Here is a 15889-nt window from a genome sequence, read left to right on the forward strand (position 1 = left end):
TTTGGCACGCTGTTGAGTTCTCAAGGAACGGTCGCTTCCTTTGTACTCACCCTCTCGGGCTTTCCTCCGGGCGCTTCCCTTCGGTCTTGCGTTTCAAACTCTACCAGGCTTTTCCGTCTCTCTGACCACCCTCCTGCGAGCACGCAGAAGAAGATCCGAGATCAGGATCTGATGAGTTTGGTTGCCGCCCGGAGCTGGACGCCGTTTCGCGTCTCTCTGTCCCGAGCAGGAGTACGACTGTACACGCGGCTTGGAACGCCATGCAAATCGCCACGGTTGGTGGTCTAGACCACTAGCTGGTAGCTTCTATCCGGAACCGCCAGTTCATTTGACATACGCTGCTGCTCAGTGCGCCGTCCGGGACAGGCGGTGACGGTCCGCGAGCAGCTCCACTCCTCGGGAGGCTTCCCATGACCACCGTGACGTCCCCTCTCGCCGGACGGGCCATCGGGCTGGCCGCAGTGCCGGACCCGGTCTTCTCCGGGGCCATGGTCGGCCCGGGTACCGCGATCGATCCCGTGCGCGAGGCCTCCGAGGCGGTGGCGCCGGTGGACGGTGTCATCGTCTCCCTGCACCCGCACGCGTTCGTCGTGGTCGACGAGAGCGGCCACGGCGTGCTCACCCACCTCGGCATCGACACGGTCCAGCTCAACGGCGAGGGCTTCGAGCTGCTCGTCAACAAGGGGGACAAGGTCACCCGAGGCCAGGCGATCATCCGGTGGAACCCGGCCGCCGTCGAAGCCGCCGGCAAGTCCCCGGTGTGCCCGGTCGTCGCCCTCGAAGCCACCGCCGAGGCCCTCTCCGAGCTGCGGGACAGCGGTGACGTGGAGGCCGGCGAGAGCCTCTTCTCCTGGAACTGACGGCCGTGCCGTCGCAGGGCGGCGAACAGGACAACCACCGCGGCGGCGGGGCCCGCCGCGCTTATCGGAGACGGGTGAGATGGAGACAACGCTGCGAGGCGTCGGCGTGAGCCACGGTGTGGCGATCGGCGAGGTTCGGCACATGGGCACGGCGGTGCTGGAACCGCCGGCCAAGCAGATCCCGGCCGAGGACGCCGAGCGGGAGCAGGGGCGTGCCCGGCAGGCCGTGGACGCGGTGGCCGCCGACCTGATGGCGCGCGGCAATCTGGCGGGGGGCGAGGCCCAGGCCGTGCTGGAAGCGCAGGCCATGATGGCGCAGGACCCCGAGCTGATGGCGGACGTGGACCGGCGGATCGCCGTCGGCAGCACCGCGGAGCGCGCGGTGTACGACGCGTTCGCGGCGTACCGGGAGCTGCTGGCCGGTGCCGGTGAGTACCTCGCGGGGCGCGTGGCCGACCTGGACGACGTGCGCAACCGCATCGTCGCCCGGCTGCTGGGCGTGCCGATGCCGGGTGTCCCGGACAGCGACCAGCCGTATGTCCTCGTGGCCCGGGACCTGGCCCCGGCCGACACCGCTCTGCTGGACCCGTCGCTCGTGCTCGGTTTCGTGACCGAGGAGGGCGGTCCGACCAGCCACAGCGCGATCCTGGCGCGGGCTCTGGGCGTGCCCGCCGTCGTGGCGTTGCCGGGCGCCGGTGAGCTGGCCGAGGGCACGCTCGTCGCCGTGGACGGCAGCACGGGTGATGTCTTCGTGAACCCGAGCGAGGAGCAGAAGGCGCGGCTTTCGGCCGCGGCCGCCGAGCGCAAGGCGGCGCTGGCCGCCTCGACGGGTCCGGGTGTGACCGCGGACGGGCACAAGGTGCCGCTGCTGGCCAACGTGGGCGGTCCGGCGGATGTGGCGGCGGCGGTCGAGGCCGGTGCCGAGGGCGTCGGTCTGTTCCGTACCGAGTTCCTCTTCCTGGACGACAGCAAGAAGGCTCCGTCCGAGGAGAAGCAGGTGGAGGCCTACCGGCAGGTGCTGGAGGCGTTCCCCGAGGGTCGTGTGGTCGTGCGGGTGCTGGACGCGGGCGCGGACAAGCCGCTGGACTTCCTGACGCCGGCGGACGAGCCGAACCCGGCGCTGGGCGTGCGGGGTCTGCGGACGCTGCTCGACCACCCGGAGGTGCTGCGCACCCAGCTGACGGCGCTGGCGAAGGCCGCCGAGGGGCTGCCCGTCCACCTCGAGGTGATGGCGCCCATGGTGGCGGACCGGCAGGACGCCAAGGCGTTCGCGGACGCCTGCCGGGCGGCGGGGCTCCAGGCGAAGTTCGGCGCGATGGTCGAGATCCCGTCGGCCGCGCTGCGGGCGCGCTCGATCCTGCGGGAGGTCGAGTTCCTGTCGCTGGGGACCAACGACCTCGCGCAGTACACGTTCGCGGCGGACCGGCAGGTGGGTGCGGTGTCGCGGCTCCAGGACCCGTGGCAGCCGGCGCTGCTCGACCTGGTCGCGCTGTCCGCCGAGGCGGCGAGGGCCGAGGGCAAGAGCTGCGGGGTGTGCGGTGAGGCCGCGTCCGATCCGCTGCTGGCCTGTGTGCTGACGGGTCTGGGCGTCACCTCCCTGTCCATGGGTTCGGCGTCGATTCCGTACGTCCGCGCCACGCTGGCGAAGTACACGCTGGCGCAGTGCGAGCGGGCCGCGGCGGCGGCGCGTGCGGCGGACAGTGCCGAGGAGGCGCGCGGCGCGGCTCAGGCGGTGCTGTCCGGCGAGTAGCCGTGCCGGTGCCTTCGGGTGCCGGTCGTCAGGGGCGTCCTGCCTTCGGGCGGGGCGCCCCTGACGTGTTCCGTGGGGGGCCGGTGGGTCAGTGGCGGTGGTCCGGCGCGGTGTCGTCGCCGAGGTCGGGGGGCGCGCCGTAGTCGACGCCGGACTCGGGTGCGATGAGGTCGCCGGATTCGACGTCGGTGCAGTAGGCGTCGAAGACCTCCGCGGCCGTCAGGGGTTCGAGGGTGCCGCCGCGCAGTCGCCAGCCGTAGACGCGGTCGGCGGTGCCGGGGGCGGTGGTGCGGATGACGAGTCCGCCGGGGCTGCGGGTGGCGAGTCCGAGGGCGAGGACGCTGGTGAATTCCAGGGCCTCGGCCTCGTCCAGGCGGGTGGCGCCGTGGCCGTCCTCGTCTCCGTGCAGCACGGAGACGAGGGTGTCCGGTGGTCCGGAGACGGTGCAGACGAGGTGCCGGTCGCCGGGCGGCGCGGTGTCGAGGATGCGTGCCAGGAGTGCGGAGGCGCGGGTGAAGGCGGTCCTGCCGATGTCCTCGCCGCAGGTCGGGCAGGGGCCGAGGCGGGTGAGGAGGGTGGTGGCGTACTCCCAGGTGGCCTGGCGGACGGCTTCGTCCACGAGCTGGGGCAGGAGGTCGGCGAGCGGGCGGCCGTCGTAGGGGACGGTGGGGCCGGTGGCCGCGAGCTGTGCGGTGAACCGGGTGCGGCTGGCCGGGGTGTCCGGGTCGAGGCCGGTGTCCGCGCAGTACGCGGCGTAGTCCTCGGGGTCGAACAGGGCCAGTGTGGTGTGGCTGCCCTGTGCGGCGCGGATCTTCAGGACCGTTTCGAGGTGGCGGAGGTATGCCGTGTGGTCGTCGAAGGTGAAGCTGCGGTAGCGCCGCATGGCGCGGAAGTCGTGGTCGTCGGTGAGGACGCCGATGGTGCCGGCGATCTCGCGGCGCAGGACGCGTCGCATGGTCTGGTGGTCGGTGTGCGCCATGATTCCCCCAATGCGCGGTCGATCAATGCTCACTCACCGTAACCGGCGGCACTGACAGCGGGGGGTCGCAGGCGGGTGCGGACCCGGGGTGGGGATTGTTTCCCCAGGTCGAGGCGGTGTGGGGGTGGTCGGTCCCGGGCCCGCGGTCGGGCTCGGCGGGGTCCGGGACCTGTGCGGAGGGTGATCTTCCGGTGGGTCAGACGCGTTCGCGGGCCAGCCGCTCGTAGAAGCCGAGCAGGGCGAGGTCGTCGATGGAGCCGGGGTTGACCGCCTTTTCCAGGGGAGTGCCCTGCAGGAGGCGCTTGACCGGGACCTCGATGCGCTTGCCGGTGAGGGTGTGCGGGATGCCCGGGACCTCGATGATCTCGTCGGGGACGTGCCGGGGTGAGAGCTGTTCGCGGAGGGCCCGCTTGACGCGGTTCAGGAGTGCCTCGTCCAGGACGGCGCCCGGTGCGAGGTGCACGAACAGGGGCATCCAGTAGCCGCCGTCGGGCTGCTCGACGCCGATGACGAGCGATTCCCTGATCTCGGGCAGGCGCTCGACGACCTCGTAGATGTCGGCCGAGCCCATGCGGACGCCCTGCCGGTTCAGGGTGGAGTCGGAGCGGCCGTGGATGATCACCGAGCCCCGGGAGGTGACGGTGATCCAGTCGCCGTGGCGCCAGACGCCGGGGTAGGTGTCGAAGTAGCTGTCGTGGTAGCGGGTGCCGTCGGGGTCGTTCCAGAAGTGGATCGGCATGGACGGCATGGGCCGGGTGACGACCAGCTCGCCGACCTCGTCGACGAGGGGCTTGCCGTTCGGGTCCCAGGAGCGCAGGTCGGTGCCGAGGCCGGGTGCCTGGAGTTCGCCGGTGTACACGGGGAGGGTGGGGACGGCTCCGGCGAAGCAGGAGCAGACGTCCGTGCCGCCGCTGACGGAGGCGATCCACAGGTCGGCCCCGCTCTCGGCGAACTCGTCGTGCAGCCAGCGGAAGCCGTCGGGCGGCAGCGGGGAGCCGGTGGTGGCGACGCACTGGACCGTGGACAGGTCGTGGTCGCTGGCGGGGTGGACGCCGGCCTTGCGGCAGGCCATGACGTAGGCGGCGGAGGTGCCGAAGAGGGTGGCGCGGGTGCGTTCGGCGATCCGCCACTGGGCGCCGGTGTCGGGGTGGCCGGGGCTGCCGTCGTAGAGGACGACCGTGGTGCCCGTGAGGAGGCCGGAGACGAGGAAGTTCCACATCATCCAGCCGGTCGAGGTGTACCAGAAGAAGCGGTCCTCGGGGCCGAGGTCGCAGTGCAGGCCGAGCTGTTTGAGGTGTTCGACGAGGATGCCGCCCTGTGACTGGACGATGGCCTTGGGCAGGCCGGTCGTGCCGGAGGAGTACAGCACCCACAGCGGGTGGTCGAAGGGGACCTGTTCGTAGACGGGCTCGGTGTCCGCCGCCGTCAGTTCCGACCAGGCGAGGGTGCCCTCGGGGGCCTCGGTGCCCAGCAGCGGGACGTGGACGACGGCACGCAGGGTGGGCAGTTCGCGGCGCAGTTCGGCGACGGTCTCGCGGCGGTCGTGTTCCTTGCCGCCGTAACGGTAGCCGTCGACGGTGAACAGGACGACGGGTTCGACCTGCTGGAAGCGGTCGAGGACGCTGCGGGCGCCGAAGTCGGGGGCGCAGGAGGTCCAGACGGCGCCGACGGCGGCCGTGGCGAGGAGGGCGACGACGGCCTCCGGGATGTTCGGGAGGTAGCCGCTGACGCGGTCGCCGGGGCGTACGCCGAGCGCGCGGAGCCCGGCGGCGAGGGAGCCGACCTGGCGGCGCAGCTCGGACCAGGTCACCGGGCGGGGTTCGTGGGTCTCGTCCACGCACAGGAGGGCGGGTTCGCCGGCGCGGTCGGCGGCGGCGCGCAGGGCGTGTTCGGCGTAGTTGAGGGTGGCGCCGGGGAACCAGCGGGCGCCGGGCATGGCGCGGTCGTCGAGCACGCGTGTCCAGGGGGTGGAGAAGCGTACGTCGAACCACTCGGTGACGGCTTTCCAGAAGGCGTCGAGCTGGTCGACGGACCACCGGTGCAGGGCCGGGTAACCGCCCTCGGCCGGGGCGCCGTGGTGTTCGGCGGCCCATGCCTGGAACCGGGTGATGCGGGCCTGGGCGATCCGTTCGGGATCGGGCTGCCAGAGCGGCTGGGGGTTCGCGGTCGACATCGGTGGCTCCCGGGCTGTGCGCGTCGTGTGCGTCGGTCCGCGCACGGGCTGGGGTGTGCGCGTGACGCGGCTGACACGGACGATGCCATGTGATCGACTTCTGCACCAGGGTGCGCCGCACATAGTCCGCCTCGTGAAGATGTGGCCCGGGCACGGGTGAACGGCAGTTGAACGGCGCCCGCGCGTGGGGCGCTCAGTGGCAGGGTGAGCAGCATGGACGGTCGTGACCTGGTGCGTTCGATGAGTGTGGTCGGTTCGGGGAGGGCGGCACGGGGTTTGCGTACCGTGCGGGCCGCGTGGCGCAGGAGCCGGATCGACGCGGCGGGGCTGCCGCGGCGGGGGCCGGAGCGGGCCCGGGTGCCGGGGCGGGTGCAGGAGGTGGAGCCGGGTCCGGGCGGCGGTGTGATCCGGTTCGGGCGCTCCGAGCTGCGGATCGTCGTGGCGGCGAACGGAGCGGTGTTCTGGGGGTGGGACGGGGCGGCCGCGCTGCCGTCGTACGCGCTGGCGGGGAGCGGTCCGGAGCCGGATCCGCGGGCGGTGCTGGAGCCGGACAAGGACGGCGGCTGGCGGGTGGTGGCCGAGCGGGTGACGGTGGTCGTGTCGCGGCACGGTGCGGTGCAGGTGTGCACGCCGGGCGGGGTGGTGCTGCGGCGGGATCTGCCGCCGCGCTGGTGGGAACCGGTCGGCGGGGGTACGGCGCGGTGGACGCAGCGGTCGGAGGTGGCGGCGGACGCCCGGTTCTTCGGGCTGGGCGGGCGGGCGTCCGGGCCGCGGCTGCGGGACGGCAGGTACCGGCTGTGGAACACCGACCCGGGCCGCGCGTTCGGGCCCGGTGACGATCCGCTGTATCTGACGATGCCGGTGCAGCTGGTGGTGGCGGACGCGGGCACGCACCTGGTGTTCCACGACACCACCTGGGACGGCTCGGTGGTGCTGCGGGAGGGCGAGGAGGGCGCCGGGTCCGGGCACGACCGGGCGGGCCGCTGCGAGGTGCACATGGACGGCGGGCCGCTGCGCTGCTGGGCGATGGTGGGCACTCCCGCGCGCGTGCTGTACACGTGGGCCTCGCTGACCGGGGCGCCCGCGCTGCCGCCCGCGTGGGCCCTGGGGCACCAGCACGCGTGGCGGGACGCCGGCGGCGAGCAGGAGGTGCGCCGGATCGTCGCCGGCTATCAGGAGCGGGGCCTGCCGCTGGACGCGGTGCATCTCGGCATCGACCACTACGAGGACCACCGGGTGTTCACCGTCGACCAGGAACGCTTTCCCAAGCTGCCGGTGCTGGCGGAGGAGTTGCGCCGGGACGGGATCCGGCTGGTGTCGGCCGTGGAGCCGGCGGTGCGGGCGGAAGAGGGCGACGCGGTGTACGACGGCGGTGCGGCCGTGGACGCGTTCGTGCGGGACGCGCGGGGCCGCACGGTGGAGGGCGAGGCGTGGGCCGGCGAGTCGGTCTTCCCGGACTTCACGCACGCGCGCGTGCGCGCGTGGTGGGGCGGGCTGTACCGGGAGCGGCTGGAGCAGGGCTTCGCGGGGTTCTGGCACGACATGAACGAGCCGACGTCGTTCAGCGCCTTCGGTGAGCCCACGCTGCCCCGGTCGGCCCGGCATGCCCTGGAGGGGCGCGGCGGCGACCACCGGGAGGCGCACAACGTGTACGCCCTGTGCATGGCCCGGGCGGCCTATACGGGGCTGCGCGAGCTGGCGCCCGGGGAGCGGCCCTTCGTGGTCTCCCGTTCGGGCTGGGCGGGGTCGCAGCGGTACGGGGGCACGTGGTCGGGGGCCGTGGCGACGGGCTGGCCGGGGCTGCGGGCGTCGCTGTCGCTGGTGCTGGGGCTGGGGTTGTGCGGGGTGCCGTACTCGGGTCCGGACGTGGGGGGCGGTGACGGCGGTCCGTCACCGGAGCTGTATCTGCGGTGGTTCCAGCTGGGCGCGTATCTGCCGTTGTTCCGCACCCACACCGGTCCCCGGGCGGGGCGCCGGGAGCCGTGGGAGTTCGGTGCCGGGGTGCTGGAGCACGCGCGCGCGGCGCTGCTCGAACGCCGGCGGCTGCTGCCGTACTTCCTGACACTGGCGCGGCTGGCCCGGCGGACCGGGGCGCCCTATGTGCGGCCGTTGTGGTGGGGGTCGCCGGAGGACCGGGCGCTGCGCGACTGCGAGGACGCGTTCCTGCTGGGCGACGGCCTGCTGGTGGCCCCGGTGCTGGAGCCCGGTGCGAGCCGGCGTGCGGTGCGCCTGCCGCGGGGCCGCTGGTACGACACGGCGACGGAGGAGGTCTACGAGGGGCCGGCGCGGGTGGTGGTCGACGCGCCGCTGTCCCGGGTGCCGGTCTTCGCGCGCGCGGGGGCGGTGCTGCCCGTGCGGGGGGCCGGCGGCGGGCTGGAGCTGGAGGTGTGGGCGCCCGCGCGCGGGCGGGCCGGGGGCGGCCTGGTGGTGCCGGACGCGGGCGACGGGTGGGCGGAGCCGGAGACCGAGCGCTATGCCGCCCGCCGGCGGGAGGAGCGGGTGGTGGTCACCCGGGAGCGGGAGGACGGCCCGGCGGAGCCGCCCTACCCGGTGCGCGTGCGCGGCCTGGGCTGACCGGCGCGGTTCACACGTAGCGGCCCTCGAACCAGGCCTTGACGGCCACGGTGTGCAGCGGGAAGGCGAGTTCCTCGGGCCGGCGCAGCAGGCGCCAGCCCTCGGTCTCGTCCGTGGGGCCGGAGGGCGGCAGCCCGTCGGCCGGGCGTTCGGGGAGCAGCCCGAACAGCAGCAGGTGCCCGTCGGGGGCGCTCATGGCGTCCACGAGCCGCACGTCGCGGGCGGCCGCGCCGATGCCGGTCTCCTCCTCGAGTTCGCGGACGACGGCCTGCTTCCAGTCCTCGCGGTCGTCGACGTAGCCGCCGGGCAGGGCCGTGCCGCCGCGCGCGGGGGCGACGGTGCGGGTGATGACGACCAGGGAGGTGCCCTTGGTGTCGTACACGGGCTGGAGCGCGATCGCGACCGGCAGCGGGTTGCGGTAGGCGGTGGTTCCGCAGGACGGGCAGGTCCGCGGCCAGCCGGTGATGCCCTCTCCATAGGGCGCTCCGCAGCTCGAACAGTGGGAGTTCGGCACGGAATTGGCAGATGGTTGTCGAGTTTCGGACACGCGCGGACTGTATCCGATCACGAGAGAGGCGTGTTCCGGCGGTGACGTGTCAGGAACGGGCGGATCGGGAAGAGGCGGCCGGAATCACCCCCGTCGGTCCCGGCCGCCTCTCCTGTAACACGACGCCGTTCGGGGCCATTCGGTTCACCGCGGCAGTCTGCGCATTTCAGATTGCCCTCGGCGCAGTTATGACACCCCGTCAGTTTTCTTCCCGGTGAAGGGGCTGCCGCGTACCCGCGCGCCCGCGGACTCGGACGCCGCACACTCTGTGTGATCGTCACGGAATCCTGTGTGAACGTCTCATGAACTGCGCCAGGTCGTGCGCGGGCGGCGCCATCATGCTCCCGTGCACTCCTGGACGGATACTCTCCGCTTCGCCTTCCAGCCGGTGGTCAACCTGAGGACGGGCGCGGTCGCCGCACTGGAGACACTCGCCCGCCCGGAAACCGGCGACATCCTGGCCGAGGCCCGCCGGGACCCCGAGCTGGACGGCAGGCTGGCCGTGCTGGCGTTCCGCGCGGCGGCGCGCAAGGAGACGCTGCTGCCGCTGCACCTGAACGTGTTCGCGGGCACGCTCGCCGACCTGGGCGGCCTCACCCCGCTGCACGACGCGGTGCGCGGCGCGGGGCGCATGCCCTGGGAGGTGACGCTCGACATCGTCCCGCCCTACACGCACGTGCCGCACCGGGCCCTGCTGGAGGCGGTGGCCTCGCTGCGCGAGCAGGGGTTCCGGATCAGCGCGGACGGCATCGGGGACGGAGACGTGCCGCTCAGGCTGCTCACCGACCTCTCCCCCGGCCTGGTCAAGCTCGACGCCTCCCTGCTGGCACGGCCGGCCGCGGTCCGGGCGATGCGGACGCTGTGCGAGGGGCTGGGCGCCCTGGTCGCGGTGGAGGGCGTGGAGACCGAGCACCAGTGCGCGGCGGCCCTGGCGGCCGGTGCCCAGCTGGCCCAGGGCGAGCTGTTCGCGCCGCCGGCCCGGATCCCCGTGGTGGACGTGTACGTTCCGCCCCGCGCGCCCGGTGCCGTGACCGTGCCCCGGTCCGGGCCGTCGGTGCGGGAGTTCGTGCGGCCCGCCGCCGTACTGCCGCTGACCGCCTCGGCCGAGCGGGTGCGGGCCCTGCTGACCGGTTCCCCGGACGTCTCCGGGGTGCTGCTGGTGGACGCGTCCGGGCGTCCCGTCCGGTCGGTGCACCGTTCGCGCTTCCTGCTGTCCATGTCGACCCGCTACGGGCACGCCCTGTACGCCGGCCGGCCCGCGTTCAAACTGGGCGACACGCCCCGCACGGTCGGGGTGGACGCCACGGCCTGGCAGGTGCTGGACGTGGTGGCGGTCGGCGGCCGGGACCGGACCTCGGACGATGTGGCGGTGGTCGACGAACAGGGCCGGTGCGTGGGCGTCGTACGGCTCGCGGATCTGGTGCGGGCGCTGGCCGAGAGCCGGGTGGAGGAGGCGGCCGGACTCAACCCGCTGACCCGGCTGCCCGGTTCGGACGCGATCGTGGGCGAGGTGGACCGGCGGATCTCCGAGGGCCGGGCGTTCGCGCTCAGCTGGCTGGACATCGACCACTTCAAGCAGGTCAACGACGGGGCCGGGTTCGCCGCGGGCGACGAGCTGATCCGCGCGGTCGGCGGCGCGCTCCAGCGGGCGGCGGGGCAGGCCCGGGTGGGGCACATCGGCGGGGACGACTTCCTGGTGCTGGCCGACGAGGAGGCGCTCGATCCGCTGGCGAGCGCCGTGCTGGACGCGTCCTGGGCGGCGGGCGGACGGCCGGTCACGCTGTCGCTGGCGACCGTCGTCTGCGCGCCGGGCACCGTCGGGGACCATCATCAGGCCGCCGCGCGGCTCGCCGAGCTGAAGAAGGCGGCCAAGGCGCTGCACGGCGCGAGCTGGGTGCTCGGCCGGGCCGGGCTTCCCGGCCACGAGATCCGGCGCGGCGGCCCGGGACCGGCCCCGGCGGGGACCGGATTGGCGGCCGCCGAACCACGGCGGTGAACCGCCGTCCCGTACGGGGCCGTTCGCTACGGCGGCGACCGCCCGCCGGCCCGCCCCTCCCCGCGCCGCGGTGGGCGGGCCGGGGTCACCGTCGCCGTCCACAGCCTTGACGCCCCCGCAACGCCGGTGAAAACGTCCCGGTGGCAGCCGACATCACCGTACATTCCCGGCGTTATCCGGCACTACGGCGCGGCTCCGGCCTGCCCCGACGGCCCGGCCCCGGGGTGATCCGGCCGCCGTACAGGACCACGGCCCGTACCCCGGTCGGCGGGGGTGCGGGCCGTGCCCGGCGGCCGGTGGCGGGAGGGCGGGCGGTCAGCCGGTGGCGGCGCGGCGTTGCCCGGCCGTGTACGCCATCGCGTGCCGCACGAGTCCGATGAGCACCTCCTTGACCGACTCCCGGTCCCGGGCGTCGCACAGCAGGAGGGGCACGCCGTCGTCCAGGTCGAGCGCCTGGCGGACGGACTCGGCGGGGTAACGCGCGGAGCCCTCGAAGCAGTTGATGCCGACGACGAAGGGGATGGAGCGCCGCTCGAAGTAGTCGACGGCGGCGAAGCAGTCCTCCAGGCGGCGGGTGTCGGCGAGGACGACGGCGCCGAGCGCGCCCTCGGACAGCTCGTCCCACATGAACCAGAACCGCTCCTGCCCGGGCGTGCCGAACAGGTACAGCACCAGGTCCTCGCGCAGCGTGATGCGGCCGAAGTCCATGGCCACCGTGGTGGTGTGCTTGCCCTCCACGCCGCTCGTGTCGTCGACCGGCCGCCCGGCCTCGGTGAGCAGCTCCTCGGTGCGCAGCGGTCTGATCTCGCTGACCGCGCCGACGAGCGTCGTCTTGCCCACGCCGAAGCCGCCGGCCACCAGGATCTTGAGCGTGACGGGCTCGACCGGGGGCTTGCCGCGCTCAGAACGCCCGAAGATCATCGATCTCTTCTCCTGCTTGATGGGGTTCGGGCGACGGTCGGCCGTGGCCGCCGCCACCGGGGGTTTCGATGACGAGTACGGCTGCGGGGCCGGCATCGGCCGAGCCGTTCGAGCCGTTCCCGCCGGGGCCGGTGCCGGTGCCGTCGGTCCGCTCCACCCGGTCCGCGACGGGCGACGGCGTCCGCGCAGGTGCCGCCCGGTCCGTCCGGAACTGCCGGCCAGTCACGTCGCTACCCCGCTCCCGCGCCGGTCACAGCGCCCGGAGGCCGTTGATCACGTCGCGCAGAATACTCTCGTCCGGCAGCTCGGCCGGCGGCACCGGGCGGGTCACATGGACGAAACCGGTGTGCACCAGGTCGCCGATGAGGACGCGGACCACGCCGATGGGCAGGTCGAGTTCCGCGGCCAGTTCGGCGACCGACTGGGGCTCGTCCCGGCAGAGCCCGACGATGTCCACGTGCTCCGGGGACATCGTCGGATCCGCTTCCGGATCGCCGGCGTCGGGCTCCGTGACGACCACGGCGATCAGATCGAGGCGGTGCTGGCCCTCACTCGTGGTGCGGCCGCGTGTCATGGCGTACGGCCGGACGACCGGGCCGGCCTCGTCGTCGAACCAGTGGTTTCTTCCCTGACCGTCTCCGCTCATGCCACCCCACTACCCGCCTGCGGACAGATCGGTGCGCGGGGCGGTGCCCAGATGCACGCCAACCCGCTTGACCAGCAGCGTCATCTCGTAGGCGACCTGTCCGACGTCGGAGTCGGCGTCCGAGAGGACGGCGAGGCAGCTGCCGTCGCCGGCGGCGGTGACGAAGAGGAAGGCACCGTCCAGCTCGACGATGGTCTGCCGGACGCCGCCCGCGTCGAAGTGGCGGCCGACGCCCTTGGCGAGGCTGTGGAACCCGGACGCGACGGCGGCCAGGTGCTCGCTGTCCTCCCTGGTCAGATCCTTGGACACTCCCGTCGGCAGTCCGTCGCCGGACAGGATGACCGCCTTGCGGATGCTGGCGACCCGGTCCACCAGGTCGTCCAGGAGCCAGTTCAGCTCCCCCTTGTTCGTCGCCGTGTGGCCGGTGGCCTTCGGTGCGGTCATCGACCGTCTCCCTTGGTCGTTCCTTGTGCTGTGCCGTCCCGGGCCCCGTCGCCCGCGGCGTTCTCCTCCCGGCCGCGCTGCCAGCCGCGCTGGAGCGAGGCCATCCTGCTGCGGACCTCGTCGGCGTCGCGGTCGTCGGGCTGTGCCGCGTGCGCGGCGCGCCGTTCGGTGTCCTGCTTGAGCTGGGGCGCCAGGCTGGCCTGCCGCACGCGCCGGGGCAGCGGCCGGGCGCCGGGCTCCGGTGCCGGGTCGCCGGCCGGCCCGGTGGGGCCGCCGGCGGGCGGTGCCGGGTCGGCCGGGCCGCCGGTGCCGGGCGTCCTGGTCCGGGTGCGCCGGGGCAGCGCGGGGGCCTCGGGCGTGCCGTCGGTGTTCCCGGCCGGAGTGGCGGCCCGGTCCCCGGCCGGGTCGCCGATGCCGGCGGGGCGCCGGGAGGCGCTGCCGCGGCGGCGGGAGGGCAGCGGGGCCAGTCCGCCCGGGTCGGTGTCCTGCGGTCCGGCGGCGGGTCCCGGGGCGGGTTCGCCGCGGCGGGAGCGCTGGTCGGTGACGGGCTTGCCGTGCGAGCTGACCAGCTTGGGCGTCTGCCGCCGGGGCAGCGGTACGGCCCCCCGGTCGCCGGACTCGTGGTGCGGCGGCCGGCCGGCCGGATCGTCGCCGTCCGGGCGGGACCGGCGGGGGCGGAACAGGCCGCCGCGCTCGCTGTCCTCGTCCGGGAGGGCACCGGGGAAGTCGTCCAGCGCGTCGAGGTCGACGGGCGCCTCCAGCTCCACCGGTCCGTCCAGCACGGAGGTCGGCAGGCCGGGCAGCCGCAGTGGGGCCGGGGAGCGCCCGCCTCCGTGGCCGAGCGCCTGCTCGGGGCCGTTGCCCGGGCGGTCGCGGTCGAGCCGGAAGCCGAGGCCGTTGGTGTCCGGGACGTCCTCGGTCAGCAGCGGGTCGGGGATGAACACCACGGCGGTGGTGCCGCCGTAGGGGGACGGCTGGAGGGAGACCCGGACGTTCTGGCGCTGGGCGAGGCGGCTGACGACGAACAGGCCCAGCCGGTCGGTGTCGGAGAGTTCGAACTCGGGTGTCTCGGCGAGGCGGAGATTGGCGTCGAGCAGTGCCTCGGCCGTCATGCCGAGCCCCCGGTCGTGGATCTCCAGGGTGAAGCCGTTGGCGACCCGCTCGCCGACGACCTGGACGGCGGTGTGCGGGGGCGAGAAGACCGTGGCGTTCTCCAGGAGTTCGGCCACGAGATGGGTGAGGTCGGCGACGGCGGGCCCGGTGACGGCGACCCGCGGCAGCCGCCGGACCTCGATGCGCTCGTAGTCCTCGACCTCGGCGACGGCGGCGCGGACGACGTCCATCAGCTGCACGGGCCGGCGCCACTGCCGGGAGGGCGCGGCTCCGGAGAGGATCACCAGGCCCTCGGCGTGGCGGCGCATCCGGGTGGTGAGGTGGTCCAGGCGGAACAGGTCGGCGAGTTCGTCGGTGTCCTCGGTACGGCGTTCCATGCTGTCGAGCAGGGTGAGCTGCTTGTGCAGCAGCACCTGGCTGCGGCGGGCGAGGTTGACGAAGACCTCGGAGACGCCGGCGCGCAGTTCGGCCTGCTTGACGGCGGCCTCGACGGCGGCGCGCTGCAAGGTGTTGAGGGCCTGCCCGACCTCGCCGATCTCGTTCTTGTCGTACTCCAGGCGGGGCACCTCGGTCTCGACGTCGACCTGTTCGCCCGCGGACAGCCGGCGCATCACGCTGGGCAGCCGGACCCCGGACGCCTCGTGCGCCTCCAGGCGCAGCTGGCGCAGGTCGCGGATGAGGGCCCGGCCGACGCGGATGGACAGGACGACCGAGACGAGGAGGGCGATCAGGCCGAGGAGGCCCACCACGGCCGCCTTGGCGATGACGCCGACGGCCACCGGGCGCATGCGGTCCTGATAGCGGTCGCTCGCCTGGTCGTCGAGGGCGCCCAGCTCGTCCAGGACGGTGGCGGCGGTGGTGTCCCAGCTCTTGGCGGTGACACGGCGGGGGGTGCCGGAGCCGGTGGCGATGACGGACCGTTCGGCCTCGCGCAGGGGCGCCGTGGTGGCGTTCTTCCAGAAGCGTTCGTAGCGTGCGCGTTCGGCGGCGGGCAGCAGCGGGAGGCTGATGTCGTACAGGAGGGTGCGCTGGGCGACGAGGCCGGAGAGGTCGCGGGTCTCGTCCCGGGTGAGCCGGCCGACGACGAGGGAGGAGCCGAGCAGGGCGTCCTCGCGGGCGAGCAGTTCCCGGGCACGGTTGATGTTGACCAGGGCGCGGGCCTGCTTCTCGACCTCGACGTCGTCGATGCCGACGAGGGAGGCCAGCAGCGCGTAGCAGGGGTCCACGAGGCGGTTGTAGAGGCCGAGCGCCTGGGACCGGGTGACGGAGCGTTCCTCGACGCTGCGGCGCAGGGAGTCCAGGCCGCCGAAGGCGTCCATGACGGTGGCCAGGTGCTCGCGGTCGTCCGCCTCCAGGTCGGCCCGGGTGTCCCCGTCCCCGGCGTGCTCGCGGAGGGTGGCGATCGCCCGGTCGGTGGCGGCGCGGGTGCGGTGCAGCGCGGACAGGGACTCGGAGGCGCGCGGGTCGGCGAGGTAGACGAGGGCCTGGCGGCGTTCCTGCTGCAGGACGCGCACGGCGTCCTCGGTGGGGTAGCCGATGTCCTCGACGACGTCGGACACGCGGAACAACTGAGCCACTTCCCGGCCGGCGAACACCGTGGCGAAGGCCCAGACGCCGGTCAGGGACACCAGCGGCACGAGAAGCAGCGCCACGATCTTCCGGCGGATCGACTTCCCGCGAAAGCGCATGGCCTCCCCCAGCTCGACCCCCGCTGGTCGGGGGTGTTCATGTCCGTCAGCAAACGGCGCGAGCCTACTACCGCCCCACAGATAACTCGAAGACATGTCCGGCGGGTGAAGTTCCGCACCGTCGGCGGGAGAGGGCGAGTTGTCCGGGCATTGGGGGAGATTGCCACCGCGATCCGGAGGATCATGTCCGGTAGCCGG

11 protein-coding genes and 1 pseudogene are annotated in these 15889 nt (G+C 73.7%); 4 read left to right on the forward strand and 8 right to left on the reverse strand.

The genetic code is table 11. From position 1 onward, the window contains the following. Nucleotides 1-410: 410 nt before the first annotated feature. Nucleotides 411-860, forward strand: coding sequence for a PTS sugar transporter subunit IIA (locus ACZ4W9_RS33270; protein ID WP_467942094.1), 450 nt, complete (start codon nucleotides 411-413; stop codon nucleotides 858-860). A gap of 79 nt (nucleotides 861-939) precedes the next feature. After that, on the forward strand, nucleotides 940-2610 hold the full coding sequence (ptsP, locus tag ACZ4W9_RS33275; RefSeq protein ID WP_467942095.1) for a phosphoenolpyruvate--protein phosphotransferase: 1671 nt from the start codon (nucleotides 940-942) through the stop codon (nucleotides 2608-2610). 88 nt (nucleotides 2611-2698) lie between these two features. Here the strand turns inward: ptsP and ACZ4W9_RS33280 are convergent, their stop codons facing one another. Next, nucleotides 2699-3589 (reverse strand): hypothetical protein, encoded by an 891-nt coding sequence (locus ACZ4W9_RS33280; RefSeq protein WP_467942096.1) that lies wholly within the window; start codon nucleotides 3587-3589, stop codon nucleotides 2699-2701. A 196-nt stretch (nucleotides 3590-3785) separates the two neighbouring features. Next, a complete protein-coding gene (locus tag ACZ4W9_RS33285) occupies nucleotides 3786-5762 on the reverse strand; it encodes an acetoacetate--CoA ligase (RefSeq protein WP_467942098.1) in 1977 nt (658 codons plus the stop codon). Between the two features lie 213 nt (nucleotides 5763-5975). Between ACZ4W9_RS33285 and ACZ4W9_RS33290 the strand changes: the two genes are divergently transcribed. Further along, nucleotides 5976-8336 carry a glycoside hydrolase family 31 protein gene (locus tag ACZ4W9_RS33290; protein WP_467942100.1) on the forward strand — a complete coding sequence of 787 codons (2361 nt, stop codon included), beginning with the start codon at nucleotides 5976-5978 and terminating at the stop codon, nucleotides 8334-8336. Between the two features lie 10 nt (nucleotides 8337-8346). On the opposite strand, the gene ACZ4W9_RS33295 is transcribed toward ACZ4W9_RS33290, so the two are convergent. Then, complete coding sequence (locus tag ACZ4W9_RS33295; protein ID WP_467942102.1) at nucleotides 8347-8883, reverse strand: NUDIX domain-containing protein; 537 nt, start codon at nucleotides 8881-8883, stop codon at nucleotides 8347-8349. A 346-nt stretch (nucleotides 8884-9229) separates the two neighbouring features. Between ACZ4W9_RS33295 and ACZ4W9_RS33300 the strand changes: the two genes are divergently transcribed. After that, nucleotides 9230-10879, forward strand: coding sequence for an EAL domain-containing protein (locus ACZ4W9_RS33300; protein ID WP_467942103.1), 1650 nt, complete (start codon nucleotides 9230-9232; stop codon nucleotides 10877-10879). A gap of 315 nt (nucleotides 10880-11194) precedes the next feature. Here ACZ4W9_RS33300 and ACZ4W9_RS33305 read toward each other — a convergent pair whose 3' ends face one another. The 5 genes and pseudogenes from ACZ4W9_RS33305 to ACZ4W9_RS33325 form a co-directional block, all read right to left on the reverse strand. Beyond that, entirely contained in the window at nucleotides 11195-11800 is a 606-nt protein-coding gene (locus tag ACZ4W9_RS33305) for a GTP-binding protein (protein WP_467942104.1), read from the reverse strand. Next, nucleotides 11781-11966 (reverse strand): annotated as a pseudogene (locus ACZ4W9_RS33310) (hypothetical protein); the annotation flags it as partial. The gene ACZ4W9_RS33305 and the pseudogene ACZ4W9_RS33310, both read right to left, overlap by 20 nt. Nucleotides 11967-12050: 84 nt before the next feature. Beyond that, complete coding sequence (locus ACZ4W9_RS33315) at nucleotides 12051-12446, reverse strand: DUF742 domain-containing protein (RefSeq protein ID WP_467942106.1); 396 nt, start codon at nucleotides 12444-12446, stop codon at nucleotides 12051-12053. 9 nt (nucleotides 12447-12455) lie between these two features. Further along, nucleotides 12456-12890 (reverse strand): roadblock/LC7 domain-containing protein, encoded by a 435-nt coding sequence (locus ACZ4W9_RS33320; RefSeq protein WP_467942107.1) that lies wholly within the window; start codon nucleotides 12888-12890, stop codon nucleotides 12456-12458. Continuing rightward, nucleotides 12887-15691: a nitrate- and nitrite sensing domain-containing protein gene (locus tag ACZ4W9_RS33325; protein WP_467942108.1), complete on the reverse strand. Its 2805-nt coding sequence runs from the start codon at nucleotides 15689-15691 to the stop codon at nucleotides 12887-12889. The genes ACZ4W9_RS33320 and ACZ4W9_RS33325 overlap by 4 nt, the downstream gene beginning before the upstream one ends. Nucleotides 15692-15889 lie beyond the last annotated feature (198 nt).

The sequence above is a fragment of the Streptomyces sp. NPDC029296 genome (genome assembly GCF_055569255.1).